Origin of the sequence: Methylosinus sp. H3A (assembly GCF_015709455.1) — a bacterium.
In the GTDB taxonomy this organism is placed as follows: Bacteria; Pseudomonadota; Alphaproteobacteria; order Rhizobiales; family Beijerinckiaceae; genus Methylosinus.
Genome location: NZ_JADNQW010000002.1, coordinates 130,936 through 145,954 on the forward strand (window position 1 = coordinate 130,936; position 15,019 = coordinate 145,954).

13 protein-coding genes are annotated in these 15,019 nt (G+C 61.2%); 8 read left to right on the forward strand and 5 right to left on the reverse strand.

The annotated features are described in order from the left end of the window. Positions 1-104 precede the first annotated feature (104 nt). The 8 genes from IY145_RS00775 (at position 105) to IY145_RS00810 (ending at position 9,545) form a co-directional block, all read left to right on the forward strand. On the forward strand, positions 105-425 hold the full coding sequence (locus IY145_RS00775) for a DUF3467 domain-containing protein (protein ID WP_196406497.1): 321 nt from the start codon (positions 105-107) through the stop codon (positions 423-425). Positions 426-462: 37 nt separating this feature from the next. Beyond that, the gene (locus tag IY145_RS00780) at positions 463-2,352 is read left to right on the forward strand and encodes an efflux RND transporter periplasmic adaptor subunit (RefSeq protein WP_210332567.1); all 1,890 of its coding nucleotides are present in this window, start codon (positions 463-465) and stop codon (positions 2,350-2,352) included. A 10-nt stretch (positions 2,353-2,362) separates the two neighbouring features. Continuing rightward, positions 2,363-4,510, forward strand: coding sequence for a PqqD family protein (locus IY145_RS00785; protein ID WP_196406499.1), 2,148 nt, complete (start codon positions 2,363-2,365; stop codon positions 4,508-4,510). Continuing rightward, the gene (locus tag IY145_RS00790; RefSeq protein ID WP_196406500.1) at positions 4,503-6,500 is read left to right on the forward strand and encodes a prepilin peptidase; all 1,998 of its coding nucleotides are present in this window, start codon (positions 4,503-4,505) and stop codon (positions 6,498-6,500) included. The genes IY145_RS00785 and IY145_RS00790 overlap by 8 nt, the downstream gene beginning before the upstream one ends. A gap of 118 nt (positions 6,501-6,618) precedes the next feature. After that, a complete protein-coding gene (locus IY145_RS00795; protein ID WP_246721646.1) occupies positions 6,619-7,350 on the forward strand; it encodes an efflux RND transporter periplasmic adaptor subunit in 732 nt (243 codons plus the stop codon). A 31-nt stretch (positions 7,351-7,381) separates the two neighbouring features. Next, entirely contained in the window at positions 7,382-8,821 is a 1,440-nt protein-coding gene (locus tag IY145_RS00800) for a TolC family outer membrane protein (RefSeq protein ID WP_196406502.1), read from the forward strand. Next, positions 8,818-9,087 (forward strand): hypothetical protein, encoded by a 270-nt coding sequence (locus tag IY145_RS00805; RefSeq protein WP_196406503.1) that lies wholly within the window; start codon positions 8,818-8,820, stop codon positions 9,085-9,087. The genes IY145_RS00800 and IY145_RS00805 overlap by 4 nt, the downstream gene beginning before the upstream one ends. 158 nt (positions 9,088-9,245) lie before the next feature. After that, positions 9,246-9,545, forward strand: a complete 300-nt coding sequence (locus IY145_RS00810; RefSeq protein ID WP_196406504.1) for a hypothetical protein — start codon at positions 9,246-9,248, stop codon at positions 9,543-9,545. A 102-nt stretch (positions 9,546-9,647) separates the two neighbouring features. On the opposite strand, the gene IY145_RS00815 is transcribed toward IY145_RS00810, so the two are convergent. From IY145_RS00815 to IY145_RS00835, 5 genes are all read right to left on the reverse strand, one after another. After that, positions 9,648-10,184 carry a response regulator transcription factor gene (locus tag IY145_RS00815; RefSeq protein ID WP_246721626.1) on the reverse strand — a complete coding sequence of 179 codons (537 nt, stop codon included), beginning with the start codon at positions 10,182-10,184 and terminating at the stop codon, positions 9,648-9,650. Continuing rightward, positions 10,171-11,517, reverse strand: coding sequence for an ATP-binding protein (locus IY145_RS00820; RefSeq protein WP_312030525.1), 1,347 nt, complete (start codon positions 11,515-11,517; stop codon positions 10,171-10,173). The genes IY145_RS00815 and IY145_RS00820 overlap by 14 nt, the downstream gene beginning before the upstream one ends. 19 nt (positions 11,518-11,536) lie before the next feature. Then, positions 11,537-11,956, reverse strand: coding sequence for a c-type cytochrome (locus tag IY145_RS00825; RefSeq protein ID WP_246721627.1), 420 nt, complete (start codon positions 11,954-11,956; stop codon positions 11,537-11,539). Continuing rightward, positions 11,929-13,152: a hypothetical protein gene (locus tag IY145_RS00830; RefSeq protein ID WP_196406507.1), complete on the reverse strand. Its 1,224-nt coding sequence runs from the start codon at positions 13,150-13,152 to the stop codon at positions 11,929-11,931. Before IY145_RS00830 ends, IY145_RS00825 begins: the two co-directional genes overlap by 28 nt. Before the next feature lie 175 nt (positions 13,153-13,327). After that, positions 13,328-14,548, reverse strand: a complete 1,221-nt coding sequence (locus tag IY145_RS00835; protein ID WP_246721628.1) for a cytochrome c — start codon at positions 14,546-14,548, stop codon at positions 13,328-13,330. Positions 14,549-15,019: the final 471 nt, after the last annotated feature.

Below are 15,019 nucleotides of genomic sequence, written 5' to 3' on the forward strand. Positions count from 1 at the left end.
CGCGCCGCGGCTGTTATCAATTCGTCACAGAATGATGCGAATCGTGGCCTGTGCTTTAAGACGATAGATAGACAGCGTTCTCGTTTCAGAATGGAGTCGCGGATATGGATCAGGTCGAGTCGAATGTGCAGCCCGCCGCCGATATTGCCGAAGGCGTCCGTCAGTCCGCAGTGGTCTGGGACGATCACAACATGGTCACGCATTTCGCCAATGTCGTGAATATTCAGAGCACGCTCGAGCAGGTGGATCTGTTCTTCGGCACGAACAAGACCTGGAATATCGGCAATGAACGTCAGGTGCATGTCGAATTGACCGATCGCGTCATACTGAGCCCGCATGCCGCCAAGCGTTTGAGCGTGGCTCTGGCCGGCGTGCTCAAGGAATATGAGTCCCGCCACGGCGCGTTGAAGATCGACGGGCGCTGATCGCGCCGCAGGTCCGGCGCGGCGGTGACACGTGACAATGTTCGCGAGCACGGAGGGAGCGAGCGCTCTGCGGCCCCCTGAAAGGACCAAGCTTCTCGATGAGGAGCGCGTTGCGGTCCTCGAGCAGGCGCTGTGGAAGCGCCTGGACGACGCCGCCGATCTTCAAGCGCTCCTCGCCGCTTGGCTGGCGCTGCAATGCGGGATGATCTCCTTCGCGATCTGTGGAGCCGTCGCGCTTCGGGAGCCGGGCGGAGGCCGCCGGCTCGCCTCATGGCCGGAAGGCGACGACGCGCTCGCCCGCCTTCATTCGACGATCGATCTCGCAGTCGCGCAGCGACGCGGCGTGGTGCAGAAGCCCGTCGCCGCAGCCGGGGCGTCATTGTCGCCGGCGCAAATCGCTTATCCGATCATCGTCGACGAGAAGATTCTCGGCGCTGCGGCAGTCGAGATTCGTGGCGACGGCTCGGCGCAATTGCGGCTCGCCGCGCGCCAATTGCAATGGGGCGTCGCCTGGATTCGCGAACGCCTGCGTCTCGATGCGGCCGAGGATGCGGCGCATATGCTCCGCCGCCTGACCGGCGTTCTCGACATGCTCGCCGTCGCGCTCGAGGAGGAGGGGTTCGCGCCAGCCTGTCGCGCTTGCGTCACCGAACTCGCGTCGCTGCAGTCCTGCGAGCGCGTCAGCATCAGCTTCGCGCAGGAATCCGGCGTGCGTGTCGCCGCCATCTCGCACAGCGCGCATTTTGGGAAAGATCTCAATCTCGTCCGTCTGCTCAATAGCGCGATGAACGAGGCGGTCGATCAGCACGCCGTCATCTCGTATCCTCCACGCCCCGACGAATCGCATGTCGTGCGCGCGCATAGCGAATTGGCGGAATCGCATGGCTGCGGCGCCATTCTGACGACGCCGATGTTCGCCAAGGACAAATTCATCGGCGCCATGACATTCGAGCGCGGCAAGGACAGGCCGTTCGAGCCGGACGAGATCGAGTTCCTCGATTGTCTCGCCGCCGCTCTCGGGCCAGTCCTCGACATCCGCCGCCGCGACGATCGCTGGCTGATCGTGAAGGCGTGGGATTCGTGTCACACTCATGCACATGAGCTTCTCGGACCGGGGCATGTCGGCCGCAAGCTCGCCGCGCTCGCGCTAATCGTGTCGACATTGGCCTTCGCTGTCGTAACAGATGTCTATCGAGTGACGGCCAACGCCTCGATAGAGGGAAAGGTGCAGCGCGCGATCGTCGCGCCGTTCAATGGCTTCATCAAGGAAGCGCATGTGCGTGCGGGCGACGAAGTCCGCAGCGGGGACATGCTGGCGACGCTCGACGATCGCGAATTTGCGCTCGAGCGACTGCGCTGGATCACCGAGCGACAAAAGAAGCAATATGAATTCGAACGCGCCGGCGGCGCCCGCAATCGCGCCGACACGCGCATCCTCGGCGCGGAGATGCAGGAATCCGAGGCGCAGATAAGGCTCGCCGACGAACAGCTCGCGCGAACGAAGCTGCAAGCGCCCTTCGATGGCTTGGTGGTTTCGGGCGATCTCAGCCAATCCATCGGCGCCGCGGTCCAGCGCGGGCAGGTGCTGTTCGAGGTCGCCCCACTCGACGACTGGCGCGTCGTCCTCGACGTCGACGAGAGCCAAGTCAACGAGATCGCGATCGGAGCGGGCGGCGAGCTGCTGATCGCGGCGCTCCCCAATGAGAGGTTTCCGCTCGTCGTCGAGAAAATCACGCCCGTGGCGAAAGCCGACGAAGGCGTGAACACATTCCGCGTCGAAGCCGCGCTGCGCGCGAGCTCGCCGAAACTGCGGCCCGGCATGAGAGGCGTCGGGAAGGTGGAGGCGGGCCGACGACGAATAGGCTGGATCTGGACACGATCGCTGATCGATTGGTTCGAGATCTGGTCTTGGCGCTGGCTGGACTAGGAGCAAAGGCATGGCCGCGCCTCTGCGGAGCTCGTCCTGGTATCGCGTCGCCGATCTCAAGCCGAGATTGCGCGCCCACGCCCGGATTCATCGGCAGCGCCATAGAGGCCAGCTCTGGTATGTTCTGCAGGATCGGCAGAATGGCCAGTTTCATCGTCTCTCGCCCTTGGCGCATAATATCGTTTGCCTCATGGACGGTCGCCGCAGCGTCGATGAAATCTGGGAGATGATGGGCCATCGCTATGGCGACGACCAGCCCACCCAGGACGAAACCATTCGTCTTCTGGCTCAGATCCACGCCGCCGATCTGTTGATCGGCGACGTTCCGCCGGACATGGCCGAATTGGCGCATCGGGCGGACAAGCAGGGTCGGCGCAATTTCGTCCAGAATGTGCGAAATCCGCTCGCGATCCGCATTCCGCTCGTCGATCCAGACCGCTTCCTGAAAGCGACCGCGCCGCTGGCGCGCTTCTTGTTCAGCTGGTGGGGTTTCGCCTTTTGGCTCGCGACGATCGTCATCGGACTGGCGCTCGCGGGGGTGCATTGGAGCGCGTTGACGCACAATGTCGCCGATCGCGTTCTGTCGTCGGAAAACATCGTCCTTCTCATGCTCGTCTATCCTCTCGTCAAAGCGCTCCACGAAATCGGCCACGGCATGGCGACGGCGCGATGGGGCGGCGAGGTGCATGAGATGGGCGTCATGCTGCTCGTGCTGATGCCGGTTCCTTATGTCGACGCCTCCGCTTCCGCTGCCTTTCAGGAAAAGCGCCGCCGCATCATCGTCGGCGCGGCGGGAATCATGGTCGAAATGTTTCTCGCCGCGGGCGCGATGATCGCCTGGACTCTCGTCGAGAAAGGACTTGTGCGCGCTGCGGCCTTCGACGTGATGCTGATCGGCAGCGCTTCGACATTGCTCGTCAACGGCAACCCTCTGCTGCGGTTCGACGGCTATTACGTTCTCGCCGATCTGATCGAAATTCCCAATCTCGGCGCTCGCGCGAACGCCTATGTGCTGTATCTGATGCAACGTTACGCCTTCGGCGTCGAGCATCTCGTATCGCCGGCGACGTCGCCGGGCGAAGCGCCGTGGTTTCTCGCCTATGCGGCAGCATCGTTCTTCTACCGCTCGACGGTGACTTTCGGGATCGCTTTGTTCATCGGCTCGCGGTTTTTCGTCATCGGAGTTGTGCTCGCGCTCTGGGGCCTGGCTGCCGGCCTCGTGCTGCCGCTCGCAAAAGGCGTGAATCGTCTTCTCCTCGATCCGCAGCTGCGGCGCGTTCGCGGACGCGCGATCCTCGTATCGAACCTGTCGGTCGTGATCCTTCTCCTCCTGATCATGGCTGTTCCCGCCCCCTATGCCACCATGGCGCAGGGCGTCGTCGCTGTGCCGGAGAATTCGACGCTTCGCGTGCGGACCGATGGCGAGGCGATCGACGCGCTTCTCGGCGACGATCGCCATATCGAGGCCGGGACGCGCGTGGCGACGCTCGCGGATCCGGTTCTCGCGGGCGAGACGGCCGTGCTTCAGGCGCAGACCGAGGCCTATCGCCTTCGGCTCGAGGCGGTGACGAATTCTGACTTGGTGCAGGCCAATATATTTCGCGAAGAGCTGCGCCGTCTGGACGGCGCCTTGGCGTTGAACCGGCAGCGAATGGCCGACCTCGACATTGTCGCGGAGCATTCCGGCCGGCTCATCTTGCCGCGCGCGGCGGACCTTCCGGGAAAATTCGTCAAAAAGGGCGATCTTCTCGGCTATATCGTCGCGCAAGGCGATCCCATCGTGCGCGTCGTGGTTCCCCAATCGGAGATCGATCTCGTCCGCAGCCGGACGACCAAGGTCGAGATCCGATTCGTCGGCCGCATCGACTGCGTCGTTCCCGCCGTCATCGAGCGCGAAGCGCCGGCCGCTCTCGACGAATTGCCGAGTCTCGCGCTCAGCAAGCGCGGGGGCGGCGAGATCGCGCTCGATCCGACGAAGACCGACGCGCCGCGCGCGCTCGAATCCCAATTCCACATCGATCTGAGAGTCGCGCCGCGGGAAGAAAGAATGAATATAGGCGAACGCGTCTATGTGCGCTTCGATCACGGCGCCGAGCCGGTCGCCGGGCGCCTCTGGCGCGCGTCGCGCCAATTGTTGTTGAGGCAGTTCGGTGTGTGAGGCGTCGGCGCCGGCGAGCCGCCCACTGCCGCGGCCGAGACTCTATCCAGAGCGGCGCTGGCCACGCTCCGGGCCGCTGGAGCAAGCGGCCGAAGCAGTGGCGGCTCGCTTCGCTCCGCAGATCGGGCGCTTCAAGGGGCGCGCCGCCGCCTCCATCGTCGAGCGCGTCGCGGCGCATGAGGCAGAGCTCCGCGCAACTTCCGACGCGGAGCTGCGCGCGCGCGGGCGGGCGCTGCGTGAAAAACTGCATCATTGTCGCGCACGCGAGCCGAAAGCCATCGCAGAGGCATTCGCCGTCATCCGCGAGGCGTCTGGCCGCGTGCTGGGAATGCGCCATTTCGATGTGCAGCTGATCGGCGGCAATATTCTGCTCGGCGGGATGATCGCCGAGATGGACACGGGCGAAGGCAAGACGCTCACGGCGACGCTGGCCGCGGCGACAGCGGCGTTGGCCGGCGTGCCGACCCATGTCGTCACGGCCAATGATTATCTCGCGCGACGCGACGCCGAGCTGATGCGGCCGCTATATGAATTTCTCGGGCTGAGCGTCGGCGTCGTGATCCAGGAGATGGCGCCCGAGGAAAAAAGGGCCACCTATGCCTGCGAGATCGCCTATTGCACCAACAAGACTCTAGCCTTCGATTATTTGCGCGATCGGCTGACGCTCGGTCGACGCAGCGGCAATCTACGGCATAAATTCGAAAATCTCGCAGCGCCGGCGGCGCGGATGCGAGAGCTGCTGTTGCGAGGGCTGCATTTCGCGATCGTGGATGAAGCGGACAGCATTCTCATCGACGAGGCGCGCACGCCGCTCATCCTCTCGCGCGAGCTGACGTCGACATCCGAACGAGAGATTTTCGTAGAGGCGCTCGACATCGCCGCGCGGATGGCCGAGGGGCGCGATTATGTGATCCGCCGCGACGAAAGGCGGGTCGACCTCACCGCATCCGGCAGAACGACCGCCGCCGAGCTGGCGCAGCGGCTCGGAAGCCGTTGGCAGATCGTGTCCCAACGCGAGGAATGGGCGCTTCAGGCGATCACCGCAATGCGCCTGTTCCACCGCGACGAGCATTACATCGTCCGCGGCGAAAAGGTCGAGATCGTCGACGAATATACCGGGCGCGTCATGCCGGATCGGTTCTGGAGCGACGGGCTTCATCAAATGATCGAGGTCAAGGAAGGCTGCGCTCTATCCGGTGTTCGCGCGACCATCGCCAGAATGACATATCAGCGATTTTTCCGACGCTACCAGCGGCTCGCAGGCATGACGGGAACGGCCGCCGAGGTCTCGCGCGAGCTCTGGAGCGTCTATCGCCTCACAGTCGCGCGCGTGCCCACCAACAGACCGTCGCAACGAAGGTTTCTTCAGGATCGCATCGTCGCGACCGAGGCAGATAAATGGCGCGTCATCGCGGAGACGATCGCCGCGCATCATCGCCGTGGAGCGCCGGTGTTGCTCGGCGTGAGATCGGTGGCGTCGTCTCGCAGAGCCAGCGAGAGTCTGACGGCGGTCGGCCTGCCGCATATCGTTCTCAACGCCGCGCAGGACGCCGCCGAGGCGGAGATCGTCGCCGCCGCAGGCAGGCGTGGACGCATCACGATCGCGACCAATATGGCCGGCCGCGGGACCGACATCAAGCTCGACGCCGATGTGATCGAATTGGGCGGGCTGCATGTCATAATGTCCGAACGCCACGACGCCCGCAGGATCGATCGCCAGCTCGCCGGGCGCTGCGCTCGACAAGGTCAGCTCGGCTGCTTTCAGGCGATCCTTTCGCTCGCGGACGGCGTCACGGACACAAACGCTTTACCGATTGAGCAGTACCTAATGCACGTAATGATTCGAGCCGGCTGGTCATGGCCCGCACGTCTCGCTCTTCGTGCAGCGCAAAGACACGCGGAGCGGCTTCATGCTCGTATGCGTCGCGAATTATTGGATAGAGACGAGACTCTCGACCATGCGCTCGCCTTCACTGGTAACGCCGAATAGGCCCCGAGCATCGCGCGCGCAGATCGCCGTCGTGGCGATCCTCGCGCTTCACTGCTGCTCCTCGACGCAACAGGCTCGCGCCCAGAACCGACGCTTCGATTGCGTCATCGATCCCTCGATGACGGTGAAGCTCGGCAGTCCGACAACCGGATTGATTTCCGAAGCGCTCGTCGATCGCGGCGACGTCGTCGCGGAAGGCCAGGTCGTGGCCCGGCTCGAATCGAGCGTCGAGGCCGCGACGCTGGAATTGAACCTCGCCCGCGCGGCGAGTGCGGCGCGTGTCGAGGCGCAGGCCGCACGATTGAGACTCAGTAAGGCGCGTATGGGACGGGCGCGGGAGCTGTACGCGCGAAACAGCTTTACGCTCGACAAATTGGACGAACAAAAAGCGGACATGCGCGTCGCCGAAGAGGATCTCGCGCGCGAAAAAGTCGAGCTGCGTCTCGCAGAGCTCGAAGTCGTGAGGGCCCGCGCCGTGCTCGAGCAGCGAACGATTCGCAGCCCTGTCGCCGGCGTGGTCGGCGAACGAAAGCTGTCTCCGGGCGAATTCGTTCATCAGGATGCTTTCATCATGAGCGTCGTGCATCTCGATCCATTACATGTCGAGGCGTTTCTGCCGGTCGCAATGTATCCGCAGGTAAAGGTCGGCGCGACCGCCATGGTCCTTCCTGACGAGCCCATCGGCGAAAGCTATCCTGCGACCGTCTCGGTCGTCGATCGCGTGTTCGATCCGGCGAGCGCGACATTCGGCGTTCGCCTTCTTTTGCCCAATCCAGGCAATCGACTGCCCGGCGGCCAGCGATGCAAGCTCAATTTCGACGATATGGCGCGCGAGAGGGAGTCGAAATGAACGTGGCGAACGCGAATCTCCTGGCGGCGTCATGACGAACGCACACGCCGACAGGCGCATCGCGCGCGGAGCCGCGCGGCGAATTTGCGCCTCGATGCTCGGCCTTGTCGCGCTCGGCGCGCACGACCTGCGCGCGGAAACTCTGAAGGGCGCGCTCGCTTTTGCCTACGCCAGCAATCCAGACCTCGAGGAGCAACGCGCGATTGCACGGATCCGCGACGAGGACGTGTCCAAAGCGGCTGCGGGACATCGACCCAAGGCCGGCGTCTCCTTCAGCGCCGGACCGCAAAAATCGAGCGTTCGTCAGCCCGGCGGGCGCGATCAGCTACGGAACCGCCTCTACACCAATGATGACAATTTCGGCTATCCGCGCAGCGGAACGCTGAATCTCTCATTGACGGTGTTCGACGGCTGGCGTTCGGACAATTCGATGCGCCAGGCCGAGTCCGGCGTGCTCGCCGCGCGCGCGACGTTGATGGCCGCGGAGCAAGAAGTGCTGCTGCGCGGCGTCACCGTCTATATGGATGTGTTGCGCGACACCGCGACGCTCGGCCTGCGCAGGCATAATCAAGCCGTTCTCGCGGAGCAGTTGCGCGTCGCGCGTGATCGCGCCGACACGGGAATGGCGACAGTGGCGGATGTCGCACAGGCGGAAGCGGCGTTGGCGCAAGCCGCGTCCGACCATGCGGGGGCGCGTGAGGCGCTGCGGGCGAGCGTGGCCGAATATCGCGAGGTGATCGGGCGTCCGCCGAACCGGCTCGAGCCCGCGCAGGGCTGCGACCCTGATTTGCCGGCGACCATCGAACGCGCGGTGGAGCGCGCCATCGTCGCGCATCCGCAGGTGATCTCCTCTCTGCATCATGTGGACATGGCGACGATGGCTGTAAAAGTCGCCGAGGGCGCGCTCATGCCGTCCTTTTCCGTGGGCGGCCAAGTCTATCAGCAATACGATTCCTATCTCGGCTATCCCGGCACCAAGCAGTTTTCGGCGCAGGTGACCGGAACGTTGAACGTGCCCTTATATGACGGCGGCGCCGAATATTCGGCGGTCAGGCAGGCCAAGCAGCAGCTCGGGCAGGCGCAGGTGCATGTCACAGCTCAGCGCAGCGCCATTCGCGCCAAGCTCGCCGTGAGCTACAGCCGCCTTGCAGCGACGAAGGCGGCGATGCATTACGGCGGAATATTGGTGCGCTCCTCGGAAACGGCGCTGGCGCAAATCCGCAATGAGGCCGAGTTCGGCCAAAGAACTCTTCTCGACGTGCTGAACGCCCAACAGGCGCTATTCGACGCCAGGGTCAAAATGGTGTCTGCGCAACATGATCGCGTCGTCGCCTCCTGCTCGGCGCTCGCGGCGATCGGCGGCTTGTCGGCCGATGGTTTGAGTCTCGATGTCGAACGTTACGATCCGGCGAAGAATCTGGAGCGCGTGCGCGATCTGTGGATCGGCGTCGACATGCCAGAAGATCGATGACGGAGACGCGCAAGGCGGTCGGATCGCGGCGGAAGATCATCGGCGCCTTCATCGGCTCGGCAGACCGCGAAGATGTCGGCGCGTATCATTTGGGCGACGCTGTGCGTGATAGGAGGCGTTACCCGCGTGTCGCGAACAAGTCAAAGAGCGCCGCGCGTGACGAAATTGGAACTTCGAGACTCCTCATGGCGAGCGAGTTTCATCATGCGTGGAAATGTTCGCTGATACTTTCTGATTTCTCCCGACAGCGGGTGCCGGTGCCCTAAAGACACTTGTGTCAAGGGCGCGAAGAAAAGCTCGCCGCCCATTCCTTTGTCACTAACGAGGAATTGACACATCGGTCCATTCATATCTCTCGTTTCGAACACGTTGACTATCGTCAGATGCAACGCTGTCTCCCGAGACCCGGTACGATTGCGGAGAAATGTCAGAAGCGATGGCTTCGCATGGGCAGACAGCGGCAAAGCCTGTCGAACGAGATGAAGCAGCCTGTGCTCTGCGCTTTCAAAAGTCATTGACGATCTCGGAGAGCTATCGATATGGCGCTGGGGCTGATGCGACGTCCCAGGAGCCTGCGAAACCAAGAGCGTTAGCGAAACGGGCGCCAGAACGTTCGGCCACCTTTGATCCAAAGGTTCATCGTTGTAAATATTTGCATTTGTTGGCCGGCTTGGCTGTCGGCTTTGAATTCGGAGGCAGATTTGCGAGAATGCTGTCGATTTGAACGATCTGACGCCGCGAACCAGATCTAATCACCTGCTCAGTCATTGAACAACTGTCCGGTAAACTTCAAAAGCCTTTTCAAACGATCCAGGGTGTCGGAACATCAGGTGATCTGTCGCTTGGCGAGCTTACGGGCGAGCGTTCGCCGATGCATGCCCAATCGACGCGCAGCTTCCGAAACGTTGAAATTTACCTCCATGAGCGTCTCGTGAATGCGCTCCCACTCGACGGTCTTGATCGAGTTCTTGCGCTCGGAAAAGGCAGTGCGGCCATTCGCCTCTCTTCCGAGTAGAGCAGCTTCTATGTCATCCACGCTCGAAGGTTTCACGAGATAGTGACAAGCGCCGAGCTTGATCGCTTCCACCGCCGTGGCGATGCTGGCGTAGCCAGTCAGAACAACGATGCTCATCGAGGGATTCGCGCGCAGGAGCGACTTGATGCATTCGAGCCCGGATGGGCCGACCAGCTTGAGGTCGACGATCGCAAAGCATGGCGGCGCATCGGGGAGCGCAGCCTCGACGTCCTCGAGGCTTTGGCGAACCGTAACCCGATATCCTCGTCTCTCGAATGATTTTCGAAGCGCTCTACCGAAGGAGACGTCGTCTTCGACGATCATGAGAAGGCGATCAAGAGAGGACATCATTTTTCTCGATCGACAGCGCCTCGATCGGCAATCGAAGCTCGACAATGGCGCCGTCGCCATTGTTGCGCGCCTCGATCGAGCCGCCGACCTTTCGCACGACGTTGACTGCGAGAAATAGACCGAGGCCGGTTCCAGGCTGTTCTTTCCTCGATAGATAAGGTTTGCCGAAGCTTTGGAGCACGTCCGACGGAAAGCCTGCGCCCTTGTCCTTCACAGTCAGAATCAAGATGTCGCTACGCAGGATGGCTTCGAGCGACAGCCAGTCGGGAGACGCCTCCAGCGCATTGTCGAGAACATTGAACAGCGCCTGCTTTAGAATCACGTCGGGCGCGATGGCGCTGTCGACAGAAACGCTGCTTCTGTAGTCGAAGTTCACTGGCGTTCTATGCCTCTTCCATTCCTCCGTCAGCTCGTCGAGGAATCGGACGATGGTCGTTCGCTCTGCGCCCTCCGCGCGAATCTCGCCGGCGGTGAGGAGAATTCTCGAGACGATATCTTTGCATCGGGCGAGCGCGCCTTTCATCTCATCGAGATCGACGCCGATCTCCGGATCTTCGGCGAGCCTCGGGATTCGCTCCCAATCCTGCAATATCACCGAAAGCGTCGCGAGCGGCGTGCTGAGCTCGTGGGCGGCGCCGGAGGCCAGAAGTCCCATTCGAACGATATGCTCCTGCTCGATCGCATGCTGTCGCATCTGTGACAAGCGCGCCTGCTTTTCGCGGACATTGCGATTGATCCTGGTCACGAGAGCCACGAGAAGCACGGAAGCCAATGCGAAGCAGACGAACATGCCGACGAGGTGAAGCTTGAAAAACTGCATTTCCCCCTGGTCTGCTTCACTCGCGTGCCAGCCAATGTCGTGATAGTCGAAGGTCAGCCAAATAAAGCAGCTTCCACAGAGCGCGACGATGGTCCAGGTGTAACGGCTCGGTAGCAGCACCGCGCCGAGAATCACTTGGAGAAGGAAAAGGGAAACAAACGGATTGGTGGCCCCGCCGCTGAGGAAGAGCTGCGTCGAGAGGGTCGTCAAATCGAACAGAAGCTGTACGAACAGCTCGAAATCGTCGATCGGCCTTTTGGCCGAGCAACGGTATAGGCTCCCGAGATTGAAAAGCGCCAAAACGAGGATGACGCTCGCCATTTGAATCAACGGGAGCCGCAGATGGAACCCGAAGTCCACGATCAGTATCGTCGCGATCTGACCGCAGATCGCTATCCAGCGCAGCGTTACGAGCAGAAGAAGATTTTTCTTGTTCGTTGTCTGTCCGACCAGATCTTCGGCCGTTCCTTCGGGCGACTCGCCGTCGCGATCGAGTGTCGATCGAAGCACTCGATCGACGTCTTCACTCTCACTTTTCAGCGCGCAGTCCATGGAAAAATCCCGCGATGTTGTCGATATCCGCGTCGGAAAGCGGCTTCGCCATTTCCGTCATAGAGGGATTTCTACGGTCCTGTCCGAGGCGATAGTCCTTCAAGGCTTGCGCCAGATAGTCGCGATTTTGGCCGGCGAGATGCGGCACGCCGGCCACGACGGCTCGTCCGTTCTCGCCGTGGCAAGCCATGCACACCTCAGCCCGCTTTTTCCCGGCCGCAATGTCTGGCATCTGCGCCTTCGCCGATTGGGAAAGGACGAGAGAAAAGCTCGCTATGGCGATTAATCTGGCGGCGAACGAACTCGTGATCGATCGAGCGTCGGACATTGGGAGATAGTCGGCATGCTTCATTGTAGTGCTCCGGATTTCTAAGGCAGGAAGGCGTTCCGAACCCAAATGGCGGCGCCGTAGGTAAAGAAGATCGAAAGCCAGAGAATGAGCACCGTCACCGCGCCGACACCGAGACGCGCGACGTTGGGACTCGCGGTGTATACGTTCTGAACGCGTCCTGCCTCATAGGACACCGTGAGAAAGAATCCGCCGACCAGTCCGCCGACGCCCACCAGCGTCGTCACGAAGAGGATGGTCGATGGCCAGTCGATATTTACTTTATAGTCGCTGATCGAGTAGCCGAAAGGCGAGAGCGCCGCGACACGAACGATCTCTCGCCAGAGCGACACGAGACAGAGGATCGGCGCGCCCGCCGCCAGCAGCGCATAGCCTCGGCCCGGCACGCTCGCTTTCTTGACCAGCAAGAACAAAGTCAGAAAGGAGACGACCAGCAGCCATGCGAGCGGATGCGAGATCAGATCGTTATCCTTGGACAGATCGACCAGCCACCAGAGCAAAAGCGCGAGAGACGCCGGCAGACCAACGATTGCGACCTTGGCACCGAGTGTGCGGGCGAACGACAAATAGCCCGAATCTATGTCCTGCCGCGATGCGAGGTAGTCGGAATAGGCGAGCAAGAAAAGACCGACGGCGGGCGCGGATAGGCTGATCATGAAAAGATACCGTGACCATTGAATGGCGTGCAGCTTCGTTCCGCTCGTATCGACGACGCCATTCGGCGCGTACCACTCCATCCAGCGCTCTGGAAGGAGCGACTGATAGGTGAGGACATGCATGATAAGCCCGTCCAGAAGGAGTATCGTCAGCGCGCCGATGGCGTAAAAGACGATCGGTCTGCCGGCGGCCTTTTTGTTCTTGGCGTAAAAGACGAACCATAGGCAATAGGCGACGATCAGCGAACCGATGAATGCGATCGCCCAACTCGCGGATAGCACGTTCGACGCATACCATTGCGGATCGTAAATCACTTGCGTGAACAAGAGAGGAGCGACGCCGAGAACGATGAGCAGGGAGACGCCGATCTTGGCGACGGAGGTCATCGATGAGGACAAGGTCGCCCAATGTGGATCTCGTTCACGAAGCAGGAATCCGACGATGGAGAGGGCGCAGGCGCCGAGCGTCAGCAGCACGAACGCGATATGTAGAACCCACGTGCCGACGAATAGCGCCTCGAACAGGGCCGGGGGGCCCGGGACGCCGGCAGGGTCACGCATGGCGATCATCATCGAGCTTGTCGTCATGGTCAATTTTCCTCTGATCGAGAAGGGGGTGGAGATGCGGCGAGGAGGCGCTCGCGATTGCCAGCGATCGAAGCGAGGTAGGTTGCGAGCGCGTCGATCTCGTGGGCGGGCAGCGCGATTCTCGGCATATATGGTATCGCTCCGTGCTTGAGCGGGCCTTCGAGAAAGGCGGCGATCAGGTCTTTGTCGGCCGAGCCGTGGAACTTGTCGGGCAGACTGCGCAGGGAGCTCCTGGCTCGAGGGCGTGACAATTGGAACAAGCGATCTTGGCAAGAAGCTCACCGACCTCGAAGCGGTTGTCCGAATTTATGGTCCTTAGCCGTTCGGGAACGAAGGGATGAAGCGAGAGAAGGCCTTTCTCGGCGATCGCGTCGACTTCTGCGACGACTCCCTTGCCGGGCGCATCGCGCGCGATGATTTGATTGCCATATATATATTGGCCGACGACGAAGGGTTTTCGCATGCTTTCGCGCATGCGCTCCTCGGGCCATACGCCAATGGTGGCGAGGAAAAGCAGCAATGCGGCGGCGATCGTCGGCCTGATGAGTTGCGGGCGCGCCCAGCCTATCGAAAGATAGAGCGTCGTAACGACGAAGACGAGGATCATTCCGTCCGCGTAGCGTGGAAGGAGATGCGAGCGCAGCATCACGAGCGCATTCGTTGGCAGTGTCTGCAGATAATATAGGAACATCATCACTGCGAAGAATCCGCCGACGATGCCGATCGGCGCGAGCATGCGTATGACGGACGTTTTGAGCGCTGTATCCTTCACTCCGGAAGCGACGACGAAGCCGACGACCACCGCCATGACGAACATGGAGCCCGTGCGAATTCCAAGGTGAGCGAAGAAATTGAGATTGTAGAAGGCGTCATTGGTCGAGCCCGTTTCGTACCAGGCTTCATTCCCGGGCCACATCATGAAGGACAAGATGCCGACGATGAGCAGCATCGTCGCCCATGAGGAGAGCGCGAAAGACCAGGTGAGCTTCAGATGCGTCAGCGGATCGACCTTGCCGATCAGATAGACGAGCGCATAGACGCCAATCACCTCCACGGTGAAATAGACCCACTCCGTCGCCCAGACCCATACGAAGTTATGTATGAGGCCGCTGACGCCACGTGGACTCGCCACGGTGATCGCATACCAGATTCCAGGTCCAGTGATCGAGCCGATCACATAGGAGAAAACAAGGAGGAAAAGACCGTAGCGTTTTATGAAGTCGAGCAGTTCCGGCTGATTGTCCCGATAGGCTTTTGTTTCCAAAATAGCGAAAAGGAAGGATGCGCCGACCGAGGTGTGCGACGCGACGACATGGATGACGCCGATAATGCCCATAACCCATGCGGAGCCGAGGTAAGGCACGTAGAAGGTTGGATATGCGCCGATAATGTTCATTGTCCGGCATTCCCGATACGAGACCAGTTTGGCGCCGATAGGATCGGAAACTGGTCTAGCTTTTCGTTTCGAGCGAACTTGGATCGCTCGAACGATGCGTTCGAGCGGAGCGCGCTCCGAGGGTTTTAGGTCGACTATTGTGTATCTTCGGAAGCGGGGCGTTTGGATTGGACAAATTGTCCAATGCGACAAGCCGTGCATCGTGTCACACGATGGCGGAGACTGTGGCGCTCAGCGGTCGATGTCGCGAGGGGCAATCGCGCTATCGGATATGACGAGAGCGGCGACGGGGCGACATCGATCAAGCGAAAAATGGACGCGTGTGTACCGAGCGTTCGGCCGCTTGGCTTCGTCAAATCATTTGCGGGCCGACTCGCGTGTAGAGCTTGCGACTCGCTCGGCTTCACGATGAAGGAGGCCGGTCAACGCGGATGATCGTGCGACGCTGAAAAGGGCTCTATACGAAAATCG